Here is a 13,191-nt window from a genome sequence, read left to right as displayed (position 1 = left end):
CAGCCGATTTCCGATTAAAATTAATAAGAATAAAAGACTGATTAAACTTACCTTAAAAATTCTATAAAAATAGATAAGATTCTTTCTTTTATAAGTATTTTTGTGCTTTCAAAAATTACCCTTCTCAAAATGGACAAAAAAATACTTTCCTTCCTTTTTTCCACTCGTTTAATGGCTTTTTTATTTATCGTATTTGCCGCAGCGATGGCAGTTGGAACCTTCATCGAAAATGATTATAATACAGATACTGCCCGAATTTGGGTTTATAATGCCTGGTGGTTTGAAGTAATTATGGTATTTTTTGTCATCAATTTTATCGGAAATATTCAACGGTATCAACTTTGGAAAAAAGAAAAATGGGCGACTTTATTACTGCATTTTTCATTTATTTTTATCCTTGTAGGAGCATTCGTTACACGTTACATCAGTTTTGAAGGGATGATGCCAATTCGTGAAGGTGCTGCAGAAAAACGATTTTATTCCGATAAAACATTCCTGACAGTTTTAACCGATGGCGATTACAGAGGTGAAACCAAGCGAAAAACCAAGGAAAAACCGCTAATTTTATCGCAAGCAGCTAATAATAGTTTTACGATTAACGATAAGTTTGATACAAAACCATACACCATTCGCTATAAAAATTTTATTATGAACGCCACCGAAAGCATCAAACCGGATGAAAGTGGCGAAACGTATTTAAAATTAGTCGAATCAAGTGGTGGAACTCGCCATGAACATCACTTAAAAGAAGGCGAAGTGCAAAGTTTACACGGAATTCTATTTGCTTACAACAAAGAAACGAATGGAGCAATTAATATCATTCAAGACGGAGATTCCTTTTTTATCAAATCTACTTTTGGAGGAGATTTTATGCGAATGGCCGATCAAATGAAAGGACTTGTTGTGAAAGATTCACTGCAACCATTGATGTTTCGTTCGCTTTACAACATTGCCGGAGCTCAATTTGTTTTGCCCGATGCACCTGTCAAAGGTAAAAAAGAATATGTATCCAATAACAATTGGAAAGATATGTCAACTGATGATGCGTTGATTGTTGAAGTGGAAGCCAATGGTGAAACAAAGGAAGTAACTTTAGTCGGTTCCAAAGGAAAACAAGGTGTTCCGCAAACGGTGACAATGGGCGATTTGGACATCACATTGATGTTTGGAAGTAAAATTTATGAACTTCCGTTTAGTATTCATTTAAATGATTTTATTGCTAAAAGATATCCCGGAACCATCAACAGTTATTCCGCTTTTGAAAGTAAAGTGACCGTTCTGGATGGCGATAAAAAGCAAGATGCTCATATTTTTATGAACAACATTTTGGATTACAAAGGTTATCGATTTTTTCAAGCTCAATTTGATCAAGATGAAAAAGGAACTATTCTTTCGGTAAATCATGATTTTTGGGGAACTTGGCTCACTTACATTGGCTATTTTTTACTTTACATTGCGATGATGGCAATTCTGTTTGATAAAAACACACGTTTCAATGATATTAAAGTGAAGTTGGAAAAAGTGAAGAAAAAGAAATCGGCTTTATTATCCCTTTCATTTTTGCTTTTTTCGTTGATAGGATTTTCTCAAAATGCTGAGGAGAATCACAAGCATCAACGACCTTCACTAGCAGAAGTTGAGAAGTTTCTGGAAACAACTATTCCAAAACCCGAACATGCAGCCAAGTTTGGACGCTTAGTGATTCAGGATGCGGGTGGAAGAATGAAACCGGTGAATACTTTTTCGTCGGAATTACTACGTAAAGTCAGTAAAAGTGACAATTACAAAGGGTATACTTCTGATCAGGTTTTTCTATCGATGTCGCAAACCCCAAACGCTTGGTTCGAAGTACCATTGGTTTATTTAAAACGTGGTAACGACAGTATCAGAAATATTTTAGGGGTTTCCAAGGAGGCTAAATTTGCTCCATTCATCAGTTTCTTTGATGATAAAGGGAATTATAAATTATCTCCGTTTTTGGATGATGCTTACAAAGCTACAATTCCAAATCAATTTCAGAAGGATTTTATTGAAGTGGATAAAAAAGTAGTGTTGTTAAATTCGGCTTTAAGCGGAAGCATTCTCAAAATTTTCCCGGTTCCGAATGATGACAACAACAAATGGATTTCTTATCTGGAATTGGATGAATACCAAGATACAGAACTTGTCAACCTAAAAAATATTCTTCCGGCATATATGCAAATTTTAGGGGAGGCAAGTAAAACGCAAGATTATAAAATGGCTGATGACATCATCGGCGGAATGGAGAAATTTCAAATCAAGTACGGAAGTGAAGTTCGTCCGTCTGATAGCAAAATTGATTCGGAAATCTTATATAACAAATACGATATTTTCAAGAATTTGTACTATTTGTATATGTTGGCGGGCGTTTTGATGTTGATTTTTACGGTAATTCAAATTGTTAAATCATCCAAATTCATCAATTATACGATAAATGCTTTTCATATTCTAATCGGATTTTTCTTTGTCTTACATACGTTAGGATTAATTGCTCGTTGGTACATTTCAGGTCACGCACCGTGGAGTGATGCCTACGAAAGTATGATTTACGTAGCTTGGGCAACAATGTTTTTCGGATTGGCGTTTGACAGAAAATCTAAGTTAACCGTTGCTTCGGGAGCATTTGTAGCATCAATGATTTTGATGATTGCTCACTGGAGTTGGATGGATCCTTCGATTGCCAACTTACAACCGGTTTTAGATTCCTATTGGTTGATGATTCACGTATCAGTAATTGTAGGGAGTTATGGACCATTTACGTTAGGAATGATTCTCGGAATAGTATCGCTTTTATTGATTTTGTTGACCAATGACAAAAATAAAGAGCGAATGAAATTAAGCATTCAAGAAATCACCTACATCAACGAAATGGCGTTAACCATTGGTTTAGTAATGCTAACGATTGGTAACTTTTTAGGCGGGCAATGGGCCAACGAAAGTTGGGGCCGCTACTGGGGTTGGGATCCAAAAGAAACGTGGGCTTTGATTAGCATTATGGTCTATGCGTTTGTAATTCACGCTCGATTTGTGCCTTCGTTACGTGGAACTTGGGTGTTTAATTTGATGAGTATTTTCGCTTTCTATTCGATTATGATGACCTATTTTGGAGTGAATTTCTACTTAACAGGATTGCATTCGTATGCGAGTGGGGATAAAGTTGTAACACCAAGTTTTGTATATATTTCTGCGATTTTGATAACATTGTTAGGTATTGCATCTTACTTTAAATATAAAAAATATTATAAAAAATAGTTTAGTAATCATTTGTGATTTGTTTAGTAGGTTCATCTTTTATAAAAATGTAAATTTGAAATAAAAATAAGTAGTATGAAATCATCTTTTTTAATCATTTTTTCTTGTTTTATGTTGATGAGTTGTCAAAACCAAGCTCAAACAAAAAAAGAAAATACAACAACAGAAACCACTATGAAACAAGCTATTTATACATTCAAAGTTGAAGATTTGGAAGGAAAAGAATTTGATTTTGCTTCGTTAAGAGGTAAAAAAGTGATGATTGTAAATACGGCATCTAAATGTGGATTAACACCACAATACAAAGATCTTCAAGCATTATATGAAGAATATAAGGACAAAGGATTAGTAATTATTGGTTTTCCGGCCAATGATTTTATGTCGCAAGAACCGGGAACTAATGAAGAAATCGGAGCTTTTTGTGAAAAGAATTTCGGCGTGACTTTCCCGATGATGAGTAAAATTTCGGTAAAAGGAAATGAAATGGCTCCAATTTACCAGTTTTTAACACAAAAAGCTAAAAACGGTTTGCAAGACAGCGAAGTAGAATGGAACTTTCAAAAATATTTGATTAATGAAAGAGGCGAATTAGAAAAAGTAATCAGTCCGAGAACAAGTCCAAAAGACAAAGAAATATTAGATTGGTTAGCGAGTTAAATTAACGTATATTGACCCAAGTGGTCACGAACACAGAATAGAAAAATCAGATAAATTTTAAAATTTTTATTGATTTATCTAATCTGTGTTCTTCATTTATACATTCTCTTCCAAAATTAATTGCATAATTACTGAATCCAACCAACGGTTAAATTTAAACCCGGATTCTTTTATAATGCCAACAGTTTTAAAGCCATGTTTTTCATGAAAAAGAATACTTTCTTTATTTTCAGCATCAACTACACCAATCATTGTGTGTAGTTTTTTGTTTTTAGCATCCTCAATTAAATGTTGAAGCAGTTTGCCACCAATTCCTTTTCCTTTGAAATCATTCGAAATATAAACAGAATGCTCAACAGTAAACCGATAAGCTTCACGAAATCGAAATTCGCCATACATGCCAAAACCGGCTACTTTATCTTCAACAACAGCCACAACAACCGGAAAGTTTTTTGCTGTTTTTTCGGCTAGAATTTTTTGTTGCAAATCAAGCGTTCTGGGTTCATAATCATACAATGAAGTAGAATGAAGAATGTTGAAATTGATAATTTCTAAAATAGCAGGAACATCAGTTGCTGTATAAGGTCGTATTTGAATTGCCATATGTTGAAAAGTTGTTCAAATATAACAAAACTTTACACGTTGTAGCAGGTGTTTTTATTTTACTAAAGTTTAAATTTGTGTTCAAATAGCGTTACTGTTTAACGCTTTCTTTTAATAGTTGTTTACTAATGAAATATCCAAAAATACCTTTGGCTCAAAGCCTACTCGAAATTTGTGAAGCAAAAGGTATACAACATATTGTAATTTCGCCCGGTTCGCGAAATGCACCGCTTACGCTTGGTTTTACAAACAATCCGTTTTTTACTTGTTATAGTATTGCTGACGAACGTTGTGCTGCTTTTTTTGCGTTGGGAATCGCTCAACAAATTAATAAACCGGTTGTTGTGGTTTGCACTTCGGGTTCGGCGGTTTTAAATTTTTATCCGGCTGTGGCTGAAGCTTTTTACAGCATGATTCCTTTAGTTGTAATTTCTGCTGATAGACCTTTGGATAAAGTTGATATTGGTGACGGACAAACCATCAGACAGGAAAATGTTTTAGCCAATCATACCTTATATAATGCGAATTTAACTGAAATTGCATCGGAAGAAAACGATATAAAAATCAATGCTGCTTTCAATACCGCAATGTTGAAATCAGGACCCACACATATCAATGTGCCTTTTGAAGAACCATTGTATGAAGTAGTCGATTCACTTTCGGTGGATTCGTTAATTTTACCCTTGAATAAAGAAGAAGAAATTGTTTCTCTTGAAAAGATTCTGGCAGCTAAAGCGATTTGGAATACTGCAAATAAAAAATTGATTTTAGTGGGAACATTGCCGCCAAATGCAATCGAATTACAAATTGTAAATCATCTGGCAAACGATCCTTCGGTGGTAGTATTGACTGAAACAACTTCAAATATTCATCACCCGAATTTTATACCACATATTGATACATTAATTACACCTTTTTCCGATGCCGATTTTAAAGCATTTCAGCCTGATGTTTTGGTAACCTTTGGTGGAATGATAGTTTCAAAACGGATAAAATCTTTTTTAAGAAGTTATCAACCGGAGCACCATTGGCATATTGATTCGCTAAGAGCCTACAATACGTTTGGCTGTTTGAAGCACCATTTTAAAACGACTCCACAGTTGTTTTTTGAAAAGTTTTTAGTGCATGTTACTTACAAAGAAAGCTCTTATCAGCAACATTTTTTAGCTGTTTTAAATGATAGATTAATGAAACACGAGTTGTTTCTATCTAAAATTGATTTTTGTGATTTGAAGGTTTTTGAACTTTTAGCTACTAGTTTTTCGGATGAAATTCACCTTCAAATTTCTAATAGTTCTGCTATTCGTTACGCACAATTATTCAAATTCAATCCTTCAATTCCGGTGTTTTGCAATCGTGGAACCAGTGGTATTGACGGAAGTACTTCCACGGCTATTGGAGCGGCAGTTGCTTCACAAAAACCAACTGTTTTGATTACTGGTGATGTGAGTTTCTTTTATGATAGTAATGCGTTGTGGAACAATTATATGCCAAAAAATTTCAAAATTATTGTAATTAATAATGGTGGAGGTGGCATTTTCAGAATTTTACCCGGACATGAAGAAAATGATACTTTTCATACTTATTTTGAAACGTCACATTGCTTGACCGCTGAAAATTTAGCTAAAATGTATTGTATGAAGTATACAAAAGCAAGTTCAATAGAATCTTTAAAACAAGAACTAACACCTTTTTTTGCTAATTCAGAACAACCGCAAATTCTTGAAGTTTTTACGCCAACCTATGATAATGATAAATTGTTGAAGGATTATTTTAAAAACGTAGTTTAATTTCTCGCATTTTCATTTTTAGGTATTCTTTAAACTATGCGTATCTTTGAAAAAAAATTGACATGTTAACTATTGGAACTTTTCACACCTTACGAATTGACAGAACTACACTAGTTGGTTTATTTCTAACAGATGGTAAAAATGATGTTTTATTGCCAAACAAATATGTGCCTAAAACATACGAAATTGGTGATGAAATTACCGTTTTTGTTTATCTTGATCATGAGGAACGTCCGGTAGCAACAACACTACAACCTTATATCACAATTAATGATTTTGCATTTCTTCGGGTGAATTACATCAACCAGTTTGGAGCATTTTTAGATTGGGGTTTAGAAAAAGATATTTTTGCTCCTTTTTTGGAACAAGCTCGAAAAATGGAAGTTGGGAAACGATACATGGTGCATTTGTATTTAGATGAAAAAACCAATAGATTAGTAGCTTCCAGTAAAATCAATCAATTTTTAAATCAAGAACCACCAACTTATGAAGTAGGTGAGGAGGTAACATTATTGTATTCTCATCAATCGGAGTTAGGAATCAATGTCATCATTAATAAAAAGCATAAGGGTTTGATTTATGCTGATGGTTTTTATGAAGACAAATTCAGACCCGGTGATCAAACTACAGGATACATAAAAGCTTTGAGACCTGATGGGAAAATTGATGTTTCGTTGCAAAAACAAGGTTTTGAAAGTATCGAACCCAACGCTGAAAAAATTCTAAACGAGTTAAAAATCAATCGCGGATTTTTGAGATTAAACGATAACAGTCATCCGGAAGACATTAAAACGGTTTTGAAAATGAGTAAAAAAACGTTCAAAAAAGCAGTGGGAATGTTATACAAACAAAAACAAATTGAGATTAAAGAAGACGGAATTTATTTGGTAAAATAAATCTATTGTTCCACATTTTGTGAATCCAACTCATAAGGATAATCACCAAACAATCTTGAAAGTTTAATAGACTGATAGGTTTTTTGAGTGTATTTATTTGAAATACCAATGATTACAACGGTATCTTTTTTAATGGTTACATAAGATGATGTACTGCCATGCCACCAGCCATTGTGATAATGTAAATGTTGACCGGTTTCCCATTCGTTCATTCGGATGCCTAAGCCATAATTGCGAACACCTCTTTTTTCATAACTATAGCCTTTTAACGCTTCTTCCCAAAGATCTTTTCGTAAAAATTCAGAAGAATAAGTAGCCAAATCAAATGTGGCCAAATCTCTCGGATTGGTATAAATATTTTTGTCGCCATAAAGGGCATCAAACTGATCCCAACCATAATTTACTTTGGTGCTTTTATAAGATTGACTTACGTCATTTTTCTGATTCAAATAATCAAAAACAAACGTATTCTTCATTTTTAAGGGTTCAAAAATCAAAGTGTTTAAAGCTTCAGCATAACTTTTTTGAGTCACTTTTTCAATGATTAAAGCCAACATTACATAGTTGGTATTGCAATAATTGAATTTAGTATCGTTTTTAAAAACCAACGCCAATTTGTATCGCTTTAAATAATCCAAAACATCATGATTTGTCAAAACTTTTTTAGAATTCCAACCTTTTATAGTTTCAGGAAATCTGGAATAATGAGGCAATCCGCTTCTGTGATTTAAAAGGGTTCGAATGGTAGTTTTTTCATAAGGAAAATCAGGAAGTATACTTTGAACGGTTTGATCTAACTGAACCTGATTGTCTTGAACTAATTTTAAAATGGCGGTCGCTGTAATCACTTTACTGATGGAAGCAACATGAAGCGATGAGGTTGATGTTACAGGGATTTTCTTCTCAAAATTTTCAAAACCTCGATACTTTTCATAAAGTATAACCCCATTTTTGGCAACCAAAAAACTGCCGCTAAAATCAACCGGTTCAAATGTTTTGGTATAGAAATTTGAAATAGCTATTTTTTTCTGAAGCATATAGTCTTCTGAAGGATACGAAGAATTGAGAGGAAACGGAATGGATAATAACAAACTGTCATGAATAGGTTTCTTCACTTCTAAAGCTTCTGCTAATAAAGGTTTTTCTTGTTCTTTTTTACAAGACTGAAATAGAAATGCTACTAATAAAAAGACAGCTGTTATGGTTTTGGGCATGTCAAAAAATTTGATTAAATCGATTTTAGATATACAAAACTAATTTTTTTAAGTCAGCAACCCTATTCAATTATCATAATATTAGGATTAATTGTCAACAAGTAGTTAACAAATTCGACACGATTTTTAGGCGAAATATAAATGTCGTCGAATTTGTTGTAATAGATGTAAATGCCATTGTAATCTAAAGAGGGTTTTAATAAACTTTTGGTATACCATCCTTTTTGGTTTTCAATTTTTCTGATGGAAGCAATTTCAATTTTCCCTCGAATAGGACCTGAAACATAATAAACATAGGTCTTGTCGATTTTATAGTGGGTGTCTGATAAAATCCAAAAGCAAAGTAATCCCACACTAAGTAGAAGCGAAGACACTAGGATTGTTTCAACAATTAAATCTTCAAAAAACAACACATAAAGTGAGGTAAGAAGTAAAAAAGCACCAAGAACGGTTAATAGAATTCCGCTCAAATAATGGATTGATGATGGGAAAATTTTTGTCATGAAAAAGCTGTTATTTTAAATTTACTAACTTAAAAGAATACAGTAAATTGTTATAAAGTGTTGTTCCTTATTCTTTTAAGTACTGTAGTTGAACCATTTTTAAAGTAGAATCTCCGGCTTCTGTGGGAATGGTAGTTTCTTGAAATTGTGGTGCTAACGGAAACAAAATTTCAAAAGTGGGTGTTTTTATATGTTGGCCATGGCTATAAAAGGCTAGGAATAAAATACTTAAAATAATCAGTTTCTTTTTCATATGGAAATTGTTTTATTTAAATGGCTAAAAGTACTATTTTTACGTAAAAATTGAATCGTTATGTCACAAATTGATTGGAAAACAGCAAAAGAATTTGAAGATATCACCTATAAAAAATGTAACGGTGTGGCCCGAATCGCTTTTAACAGACCTGATGTTAGAAATGCTTTCAGACCCAAAACCACGGCCGAATTATACCAAGCCTTTTACGATGCTCAAGAAGACACCTCAATTGGTGTAGTTTTACTTTCTGCAGAAGGGCCTTCTTCCAAAGATGGGGTATATTCTTTTTGTAGTGGTGGCGATCAAAAAGCCAGAGGTCATCAAGGTTATGTGGGTGAAGACGGCATGCATCGATTGAATATTTTGGAAGTACAACGGTTGATTCGTTTTATGCCAAAAGCGGTTATTGCTGTTGTTCCCGGATGGGCAGTGGGTGGCGGACATAGTTTGCATGTGGTTTGCGATTTGACTTTAGCTAGTAAAGAACATGCTATTTTTAAACAAACAGATGCCGATGTAACCAGTTTTGATGGCGGTTATGGTTCTGCCTATTTAGCCAAAATGGTCGGACAAAAAAAAGCCAGAGAAATTTTCTTTTTAGGTAGAAATTATTCCGCACAAGAAGCTTTTGATATGGGAATGGTCAATGCCGTAATTCCTCATGACGAACTCGAAAATACGGCTTATGAATGGGCTCAAGAGATTTTAGCCAAATCGCCAACCTCAATCAAAATGTTGAAATTTGCTATGAATCTTACGGATGACGGCATGGTGGGACAACAGGTTTTTGCCGGTGAAGCAACCCGACTAGCATATATGACTGACGAAGCAAAAGAAGGAAGAAATGCTTTTCTGGAAAAACGTAAGCCTAATTTTGAGAAAAAATGGATTCCTTAATCAATTTTACAACATTATAAATTGGAAAATTTTACAAACAATCAGATCAATTTTGACGATTTACCTAAATGGGAAGAGGTCGTATTTACACCACTTCACAAAGACTATTTAAATGTAGTTTATATTGGTAACGCCATTTTTTCGGTCATTTTAACGTTAGGCTTTTTTGCATTATTATTGTTTAATGATGATTCACGAGATTACATACTTCCTTTGGCGGCAGCTAAAATTCTCGTTATTGGATTGCTGTTTTGGTTGACAACTATAGCTTTTAAAAAGAAAGGCTATGCCGTTAGGGAAAGAGATGTCATCTTTAGAAAAGGAATTTTAGCCACTACAACAACCATAATTCCGTTTAACCGAATCCAACATGTGGCATTACACGAAGGCGTTTTTTCCAGAATGTATGATTTGAGCGAATTGCAAATTTATACAGCAGGAGGAAGCAGTAGCGATTTACATATTTCGGGATTGCCGAAACAACAAGCAGAAAGTATCAAAACATATTTGTTGGGATTAATTGAAAATGAAGAAGTAGAAACACCCGATGAAGAAGTACAACTTCCTGAAACTAGCTTGGAGTCAGATGATTCTAAAGCAACCGATGAATCCAACTTATAACTGATGGAAACCTACGATTTTAGTCAACCTCAAAGACAATCCGTTAAAGGAATTGCCATAATGTTTGCCGATACACTACAAGGTATCATCAGAGGTTTATGGGCTCCTTTGTTGTTGGTTTTGTATAAAATGGATTGGACCAAAATTTTTGTGGTTTTTGGTTTTCTAGTTTTGGTGTTGCTTATTATTGGCGTTGTTGCTTATCTGAAATATAAAAATTTTACTTTTTATCTTGATTCCAATCGACAAGAATTTGTGATTCAAGAAGGGATTTTTTCTAAGAATAAAGTGACGTTGCAACTCAATAAAATCCAGCAAGTAAATATCAATCAATCCATAATTCAAAAAATGGTGGGTGTTTACAGTTTAGACATTGACACGGCCGGAAGCACCAAAAAAGAGGTGAGCATTCGAGCTATTGATTTTAAAATGGCCAATTACTTAAAAGAAGTATTGGTTGCCTCAGAGAAAACGAAAACAAATGAAGTTGCTACTGATTTTGTCGAAGATTCAGTTTTAAAAATTAACTTACTCACACTAATAAAAGTGGGTTTTACTTCTAATTATGGTAGAAGTATCGCCCTAATCATTGGTTTTTTTGGAACAATGTATAACGGTATTTATGATTTTAAAGAAACATTTGAAGTTGACGAACAAGAAGTCGAAGGTTATATTGATCAGAGCATTGCTTATTTTTCATTTTCATTTATCATTTTATTGATTTTGATTGTGGTCATAACTTTAAACGTGGGTAGAATTGTTTTTAAATATTTTGATTATCAAATAAAAAAACAAAATGAATCGTTGGTAGTAAGTCACGGATTAATTGCCAAAAAGAACACGTTATTAAAACCGATAAAAGTACAATCGGCATTGTTTTCACAAAATTTCTTTCAAAAGAAATTAAATTTATTTACGATGGAGCTCAATCAAGCTTCATCAAATGACGGATTTGAACAAGAAAACGCAAAAAAAGGAACTATCGAAATTCCGGGTTGTTCAGACGCTGAACGCAATAACATCATGACCATGATTTATGGGAAAATGACAAAGGAGAAAGAAGTACTTACCCCAAATTTTCGATATTTACTAAAAGCGGTAATCCTAACGATTATTGTGCCGGTTGCTACGGTGCTTATTTTGGGTTTGTTTGTTTTGCCGGAAATACAACTTTATTTTCCTTTAATTTTAGTATATTTAGTGTTTGTTGGCATAGTGCTTTGGTTTAAGTTTAGAAACTATAGAATGTATGTAAACGCCGATTTTATTGAGTTTAAAAGAAATGCTTGGGAAGTACAGCACCAATTTTTGGAAGTATATAAAATTCAAGGGATAACAACAAAGCAATATTTTTGGCACAAAAAGGCAGATGTGGCTCACATTACTTTTCATACCGCCGCCGGCGATGTTGGATTTAAATTTGCAAAGTATTCCAAACTAAAAAATTGGATTAATTATTGGTTGGTTGAAGTAGAACGTAGTTCTAAAAAATGGATGTAATTTTATAAAATAAATTGAATTGAAATGAAACATTGGGTTGAAGCAGCACGTCTTAGAACATTACCGCTTTCGGTTTCGGGAATATTAGTAGGAAGTTTTTATGCATTGTCGCGTCCTACGCAAGAAATATTGACGCCGACACAAGTTTTTAGTTGGAAAATATTCGGACTTCTAATTTTAACCACAATTGGTTTGCAAGTGCTTTCTAATTTTGCAAATGACTATGGCGATGGTGTAAAAGGTACAGATAATGAGGATAGAATCGGACCCAAAAGAGCGATTCAAAGCGGCGTTATTTCGCCACTTGCCATGAAAAAAGCCATAATAATCACAGCAATTTTGACGTTCATTTCTGCATTGCTGTTGATATATTCGGCTTTCGAATTTAAATATTTCTATTATTCCGTATTTTTTATGCTGTTGGGAATTATTGCAATTGCTTCCGCCATACGATATACTGTTGGCAAAGAGGCTTACGGATATAAAGGGTATGGCGATATTTTTGTTTTTATATTTTTTGGTTTGGTCAGCACTTACGGTTCTTATTTTATGTTTGCCAAAGAATTTGATTTATACTTATTGTTACCTGCAATAGCCATTGGTTTTTTGAGTATGGGGGTTTTAAATCTCAATAACATGCGAGATGAAGAATCAGACAGAAAAGCCGGGAAAAATACAATCGTGGTAAAAATGGGCGGAGCAAAAGCAAAACAATACCACTATTTTTTGGTGATTACGGCAATGCTTTTGACCCTTTCATTCGGATTTATAAAAAACTTTGCCATTGATCAATTTTTGTATGTGGTTGTTTTTTTACCCTTAATCAGTCATTTACTTCGAGTTAAGAGAACAAGCAACCCCAGAGATCTTGATCCGGAACTGAAACGTTTGGCCATTGCAACATTTTTACTTTCACTGTTGCTGTCGTTATGTTTAATTTATTTTATTTCAGATTTAATTGTTTAACACAAATTAGTAGCT

General features: G+C 33.8%; 12 protein-coding genes. 8 read left to right on the top strand and 4 right to left on the bottom strand.

Annotated features, from left to right (window positions below; genetic code table 11):
* The first annotated feature begins 129 nt into the window (after positions 1–129).
* Together IEV15_RS08345 and IEV15_RS08340 are read left to right on the top strand one after the other, a co-directional pair.
* On the top strand, positions 130–3,273 hold the full coding sequence (locus IEV15_RS08345; protein ID WP_188362066.1) for a cytochrome c biogenesis protein CcsA: 3,144 nt from the start codon (positions 130–132) through the stop codon (positions 3,271–3,273).
* Between the two features lie 75 nt (positions 3,274–3,348).
* Positions 3,349–3,930 (top strand): glutathione peroxidase, encoded by a 582-nt coding sequence (locus IEV15_RS08340; protein WP_188362065.1) that lies wholly within the window; start codon positions 3,349–3,351, stop codon positions 3,928–3,930.
* A 96-nt stretch (positions 3,931–4,026) separates the two neighbouring features.
* Here IEV15_RS08340 and IEV15_RS08335 read toward each other — a convergent pair whose 3' ends face one another.
* Positions 4,027–4,533, bottom strand: coding sequence for a GNAT family N-acetyltransferase (locus IEV15_RS08335; protein WP_188362064.1), 507 nt, complete (start codon positions 4,531–4,533; stop codon positions 4,027–4,029).
* A 128-nt stretch (positions 4,534–4,661) separates the two neighbouring features.
* Here IEV15_RS08335 and menD point away from each other — a divergent pair, with 128 nt between their 5' ends.
* Both menD and IEV15_RS08325 read left to right on the top strand, forming a co-directional pair.
* The gene (gene menD / locus IEV15_RS08330; protein WP_188362063.1) at positions 4,662–6,323 is read left to right on the top strand and encodes a 2-succinyl-5-enolpyruvyl-6-hydroxy-3-cyclohexene-1-carboxylic-acid synthase; all 1,662 of its coding nucleotides are present in this window, start codon (positions 4,662–4,664) and stop codon (positions 6,321–6,323) included.
* 62 nt (positions 6,324–6,385) lie between these two features.
* The gene (locus IEV15_RS08325; RefSeq protein ID WP_188362062.1) at positions 6,386–7,219 is read left to right on the top strand and encodes a CvfB family protein; all 834 of its coding nucleotides are present in this window, start codon (positions 6,386–6,388) and stop codon (positions 7,217–7,219) included.
* Between the two features lie 2 nt (positions 7,220–7,221).
* Here IEV15_RS08325 and IEV15_RS08320 read toward each other — a convergent pair whose 3' ends face one another.
* From IEV15_RS08320 to IEV15_RS08310, 3 genes are all read right to left on the bottom strand, one after another.
* Complete coding sequence (locus IEV15_RS08320) at positions 7,222–8,433, bottom strand: serine hydrolase domain-containing protein (RefSeq protein WP_188362061.1); 1,212 nt, start codon at positions 8,431–8,433, stop codon at positions 7,222–7,224.
* 62 nt (positions 8,434–8,495) lie between these two features.
* Complete coding sequence (locus IEV15_RS08315; RefSeq protein WP_188362060.1) at positions 8,496–8,936, bottom strand: PH domain-containing protein; 441 nt, start codon at positions 8,934–8,936, stop codon at positions 8,496–8,498.
* Between the two features lie 67 nt (positions 8,937–9,003).
* Positions 9,004–9,189: a hypothetical protein gene (locus IEV15_RS08310; RefSeq protein WP_188362059.1), complete on the bottom strand. Its 186-nt coding sequence runs from the start codon at positions 9,187–9,189 to the stop codon at positions 9,004–9,006.
* Between the two features lie 60 nt (positions 9,190–9,249).
* Between IEV15_RS08310 and IEV15_RS08305 the strand changes: the two genes are divergently transcribed.
* The 4 genes from IEV15_RS08305 to menA are packed head-to-tail and all read left to right on the top strand — an operon-like array spanning position 9,250 to position 13,176.
* Positions 9,250–10,089, top strand: a complete 840-nt coding sequence (locus IEV15_RS08305) for a 1,4-dihydroxy-2-naphthoyl-CoA synthase (protein WP_188362058.1) — start codon at positions 9,250–9,252, stop codon at positions 10,087–10,089.
* Between the two features lie 21 nt (positions 10,090–10,110).
* Positions 10,111–10,710: a PH domain-containing protein gene (locus IEV15_RS08300; RefSeq protein WP_188362057.1), complete on the top strand. Its 600-nt coding sequence runs from the start codon at positions 10,111–10,113 to the stop codon at positions 10,708–10,710.
* A 3-nt stretch (positions 10,711–10,713) separates the two neighbouring features.
* On the top strand, positions 10,714–12,210 hold the full coding sequence (locus tag IEV15_RS08295; RefSeq protein WP_188362056.1) for a PH domain-containing protein: 1,497 nt from the start codon (positions 10,714–10,716) through the stop codon (positions 12,208–12,210).
* A 24-nt stretch (positions 12,211–12,234) separates the two neighbouring features.
* On the top strand, positions 12,235–13,176 hold the full coding sequence (gene menA, locus IEV15_RS08290) for a 1,4-dihydroxy-2-naphthoate octaprenyltransferase (RefSeq protein ID WP_188362055.1): 942 nt from the start codon (positions 12,235–12,237) through the stop codon (positions 13,174–13,176).
* Positions 13,177–13,191: the final 15 nt, after the last annotated feature.

The sequence above is a fragment of the Flavobacterium orientale genome, assembly GCF_014638005.1.
Lineage (GTDB): Bacteria > Bacteroidota > Bacteroidia > Flavobacteriales > Flavobacteriaceae > Flavobacterium > Flavobacterium orientale.
The sequence above is the reverse complement of the archived record's forward strand: the minus strand, read 5'-3'. Positions and strand labels throughout refer to the sequence as shown.

What these genes read in the sequence shown, in the direction of transcription:
- menA (WP_188362055.1), top strand. Translation starts at nt 12,235, where the DNA reads ATGAAACATTGGGTTGAAGCAGCACGTCTTAGAACATTACCGCTTTCG.
- IEV15_RS08310 (WP_188362059.1), bottom strand. Translation starts at nt 9,189, where the DNA reads ATGAAAAAGAAACTGATTATTTTAAGTATTTTATTCCTAGCCTTTTAT.
- menD (WP_188362063.1), top strand. Translation starts at nt 4,662, where the DNA reads ATGAAATATCCAAAAATACCTTTGGCTCAAAGCCTACTCGAAATTTGT.
- IEV15_RS08335 (WP_188362064.1), bottom strand. Translation starts at nt 4,533, where the DNA reads ATGGCAATTCAAATACGACCTTATACAGCAACTGATGTTCCTGCTATT.
- IEV15_RS08345 (WP_188362066.1), top strand. Translation starts at nt 130, where the DNA reads ATGGACAAAAAAATACTTTCCTTCCTTTTTTCCACTCGTTTAATGGCT.
- IEV15_RS08325 (WP_188362062.1), top strand. Translation starts at nt 6,386, where the DNA reads ATGTTAACTATTGGAACTTTTCACACCTTACGAATTGACAGAACTACA.
- IEV15_RS08315 (WP_188362060.1), bottom strand. Translation starts at nt 8,936, where the DNA reads ATGACAAAAATTTTCCCATCATCAATCCATTATTTGAGCGGAATTCTA.
- IEV15_RS08320 (WP_188362061.1), bottom strand. Translation starts at nt 8,433, where the DNA reads ATGCCCAAAACCATAACAGCTGTCTTTTTATTAGTAGCATTTCTATTT.
- IEV15_RS08295 (WP_188362056.1), top strand. Translation starts at nt 10,714, where the DNA reads ATGGAAACCTACGATTTTAGTCAACCTCAAAGACAATCCGTTAAAGGA.
- IEV15_RS08305 (WP_188362058.1), top strand. Translation starts at nt 9,250, where the DNA reads ATGTCACAAATTGATTGGAAAACAGCAAAAGAATTTGAAGATATCACC.
- IEV15_RS08340 (WP_188362065.1), top strand. Translation starts at nt 3,349, where the DNA reads ATGAAATCATCTTTTTTAATCATTTTTTCTTGTTTTATGTTGATGAGT.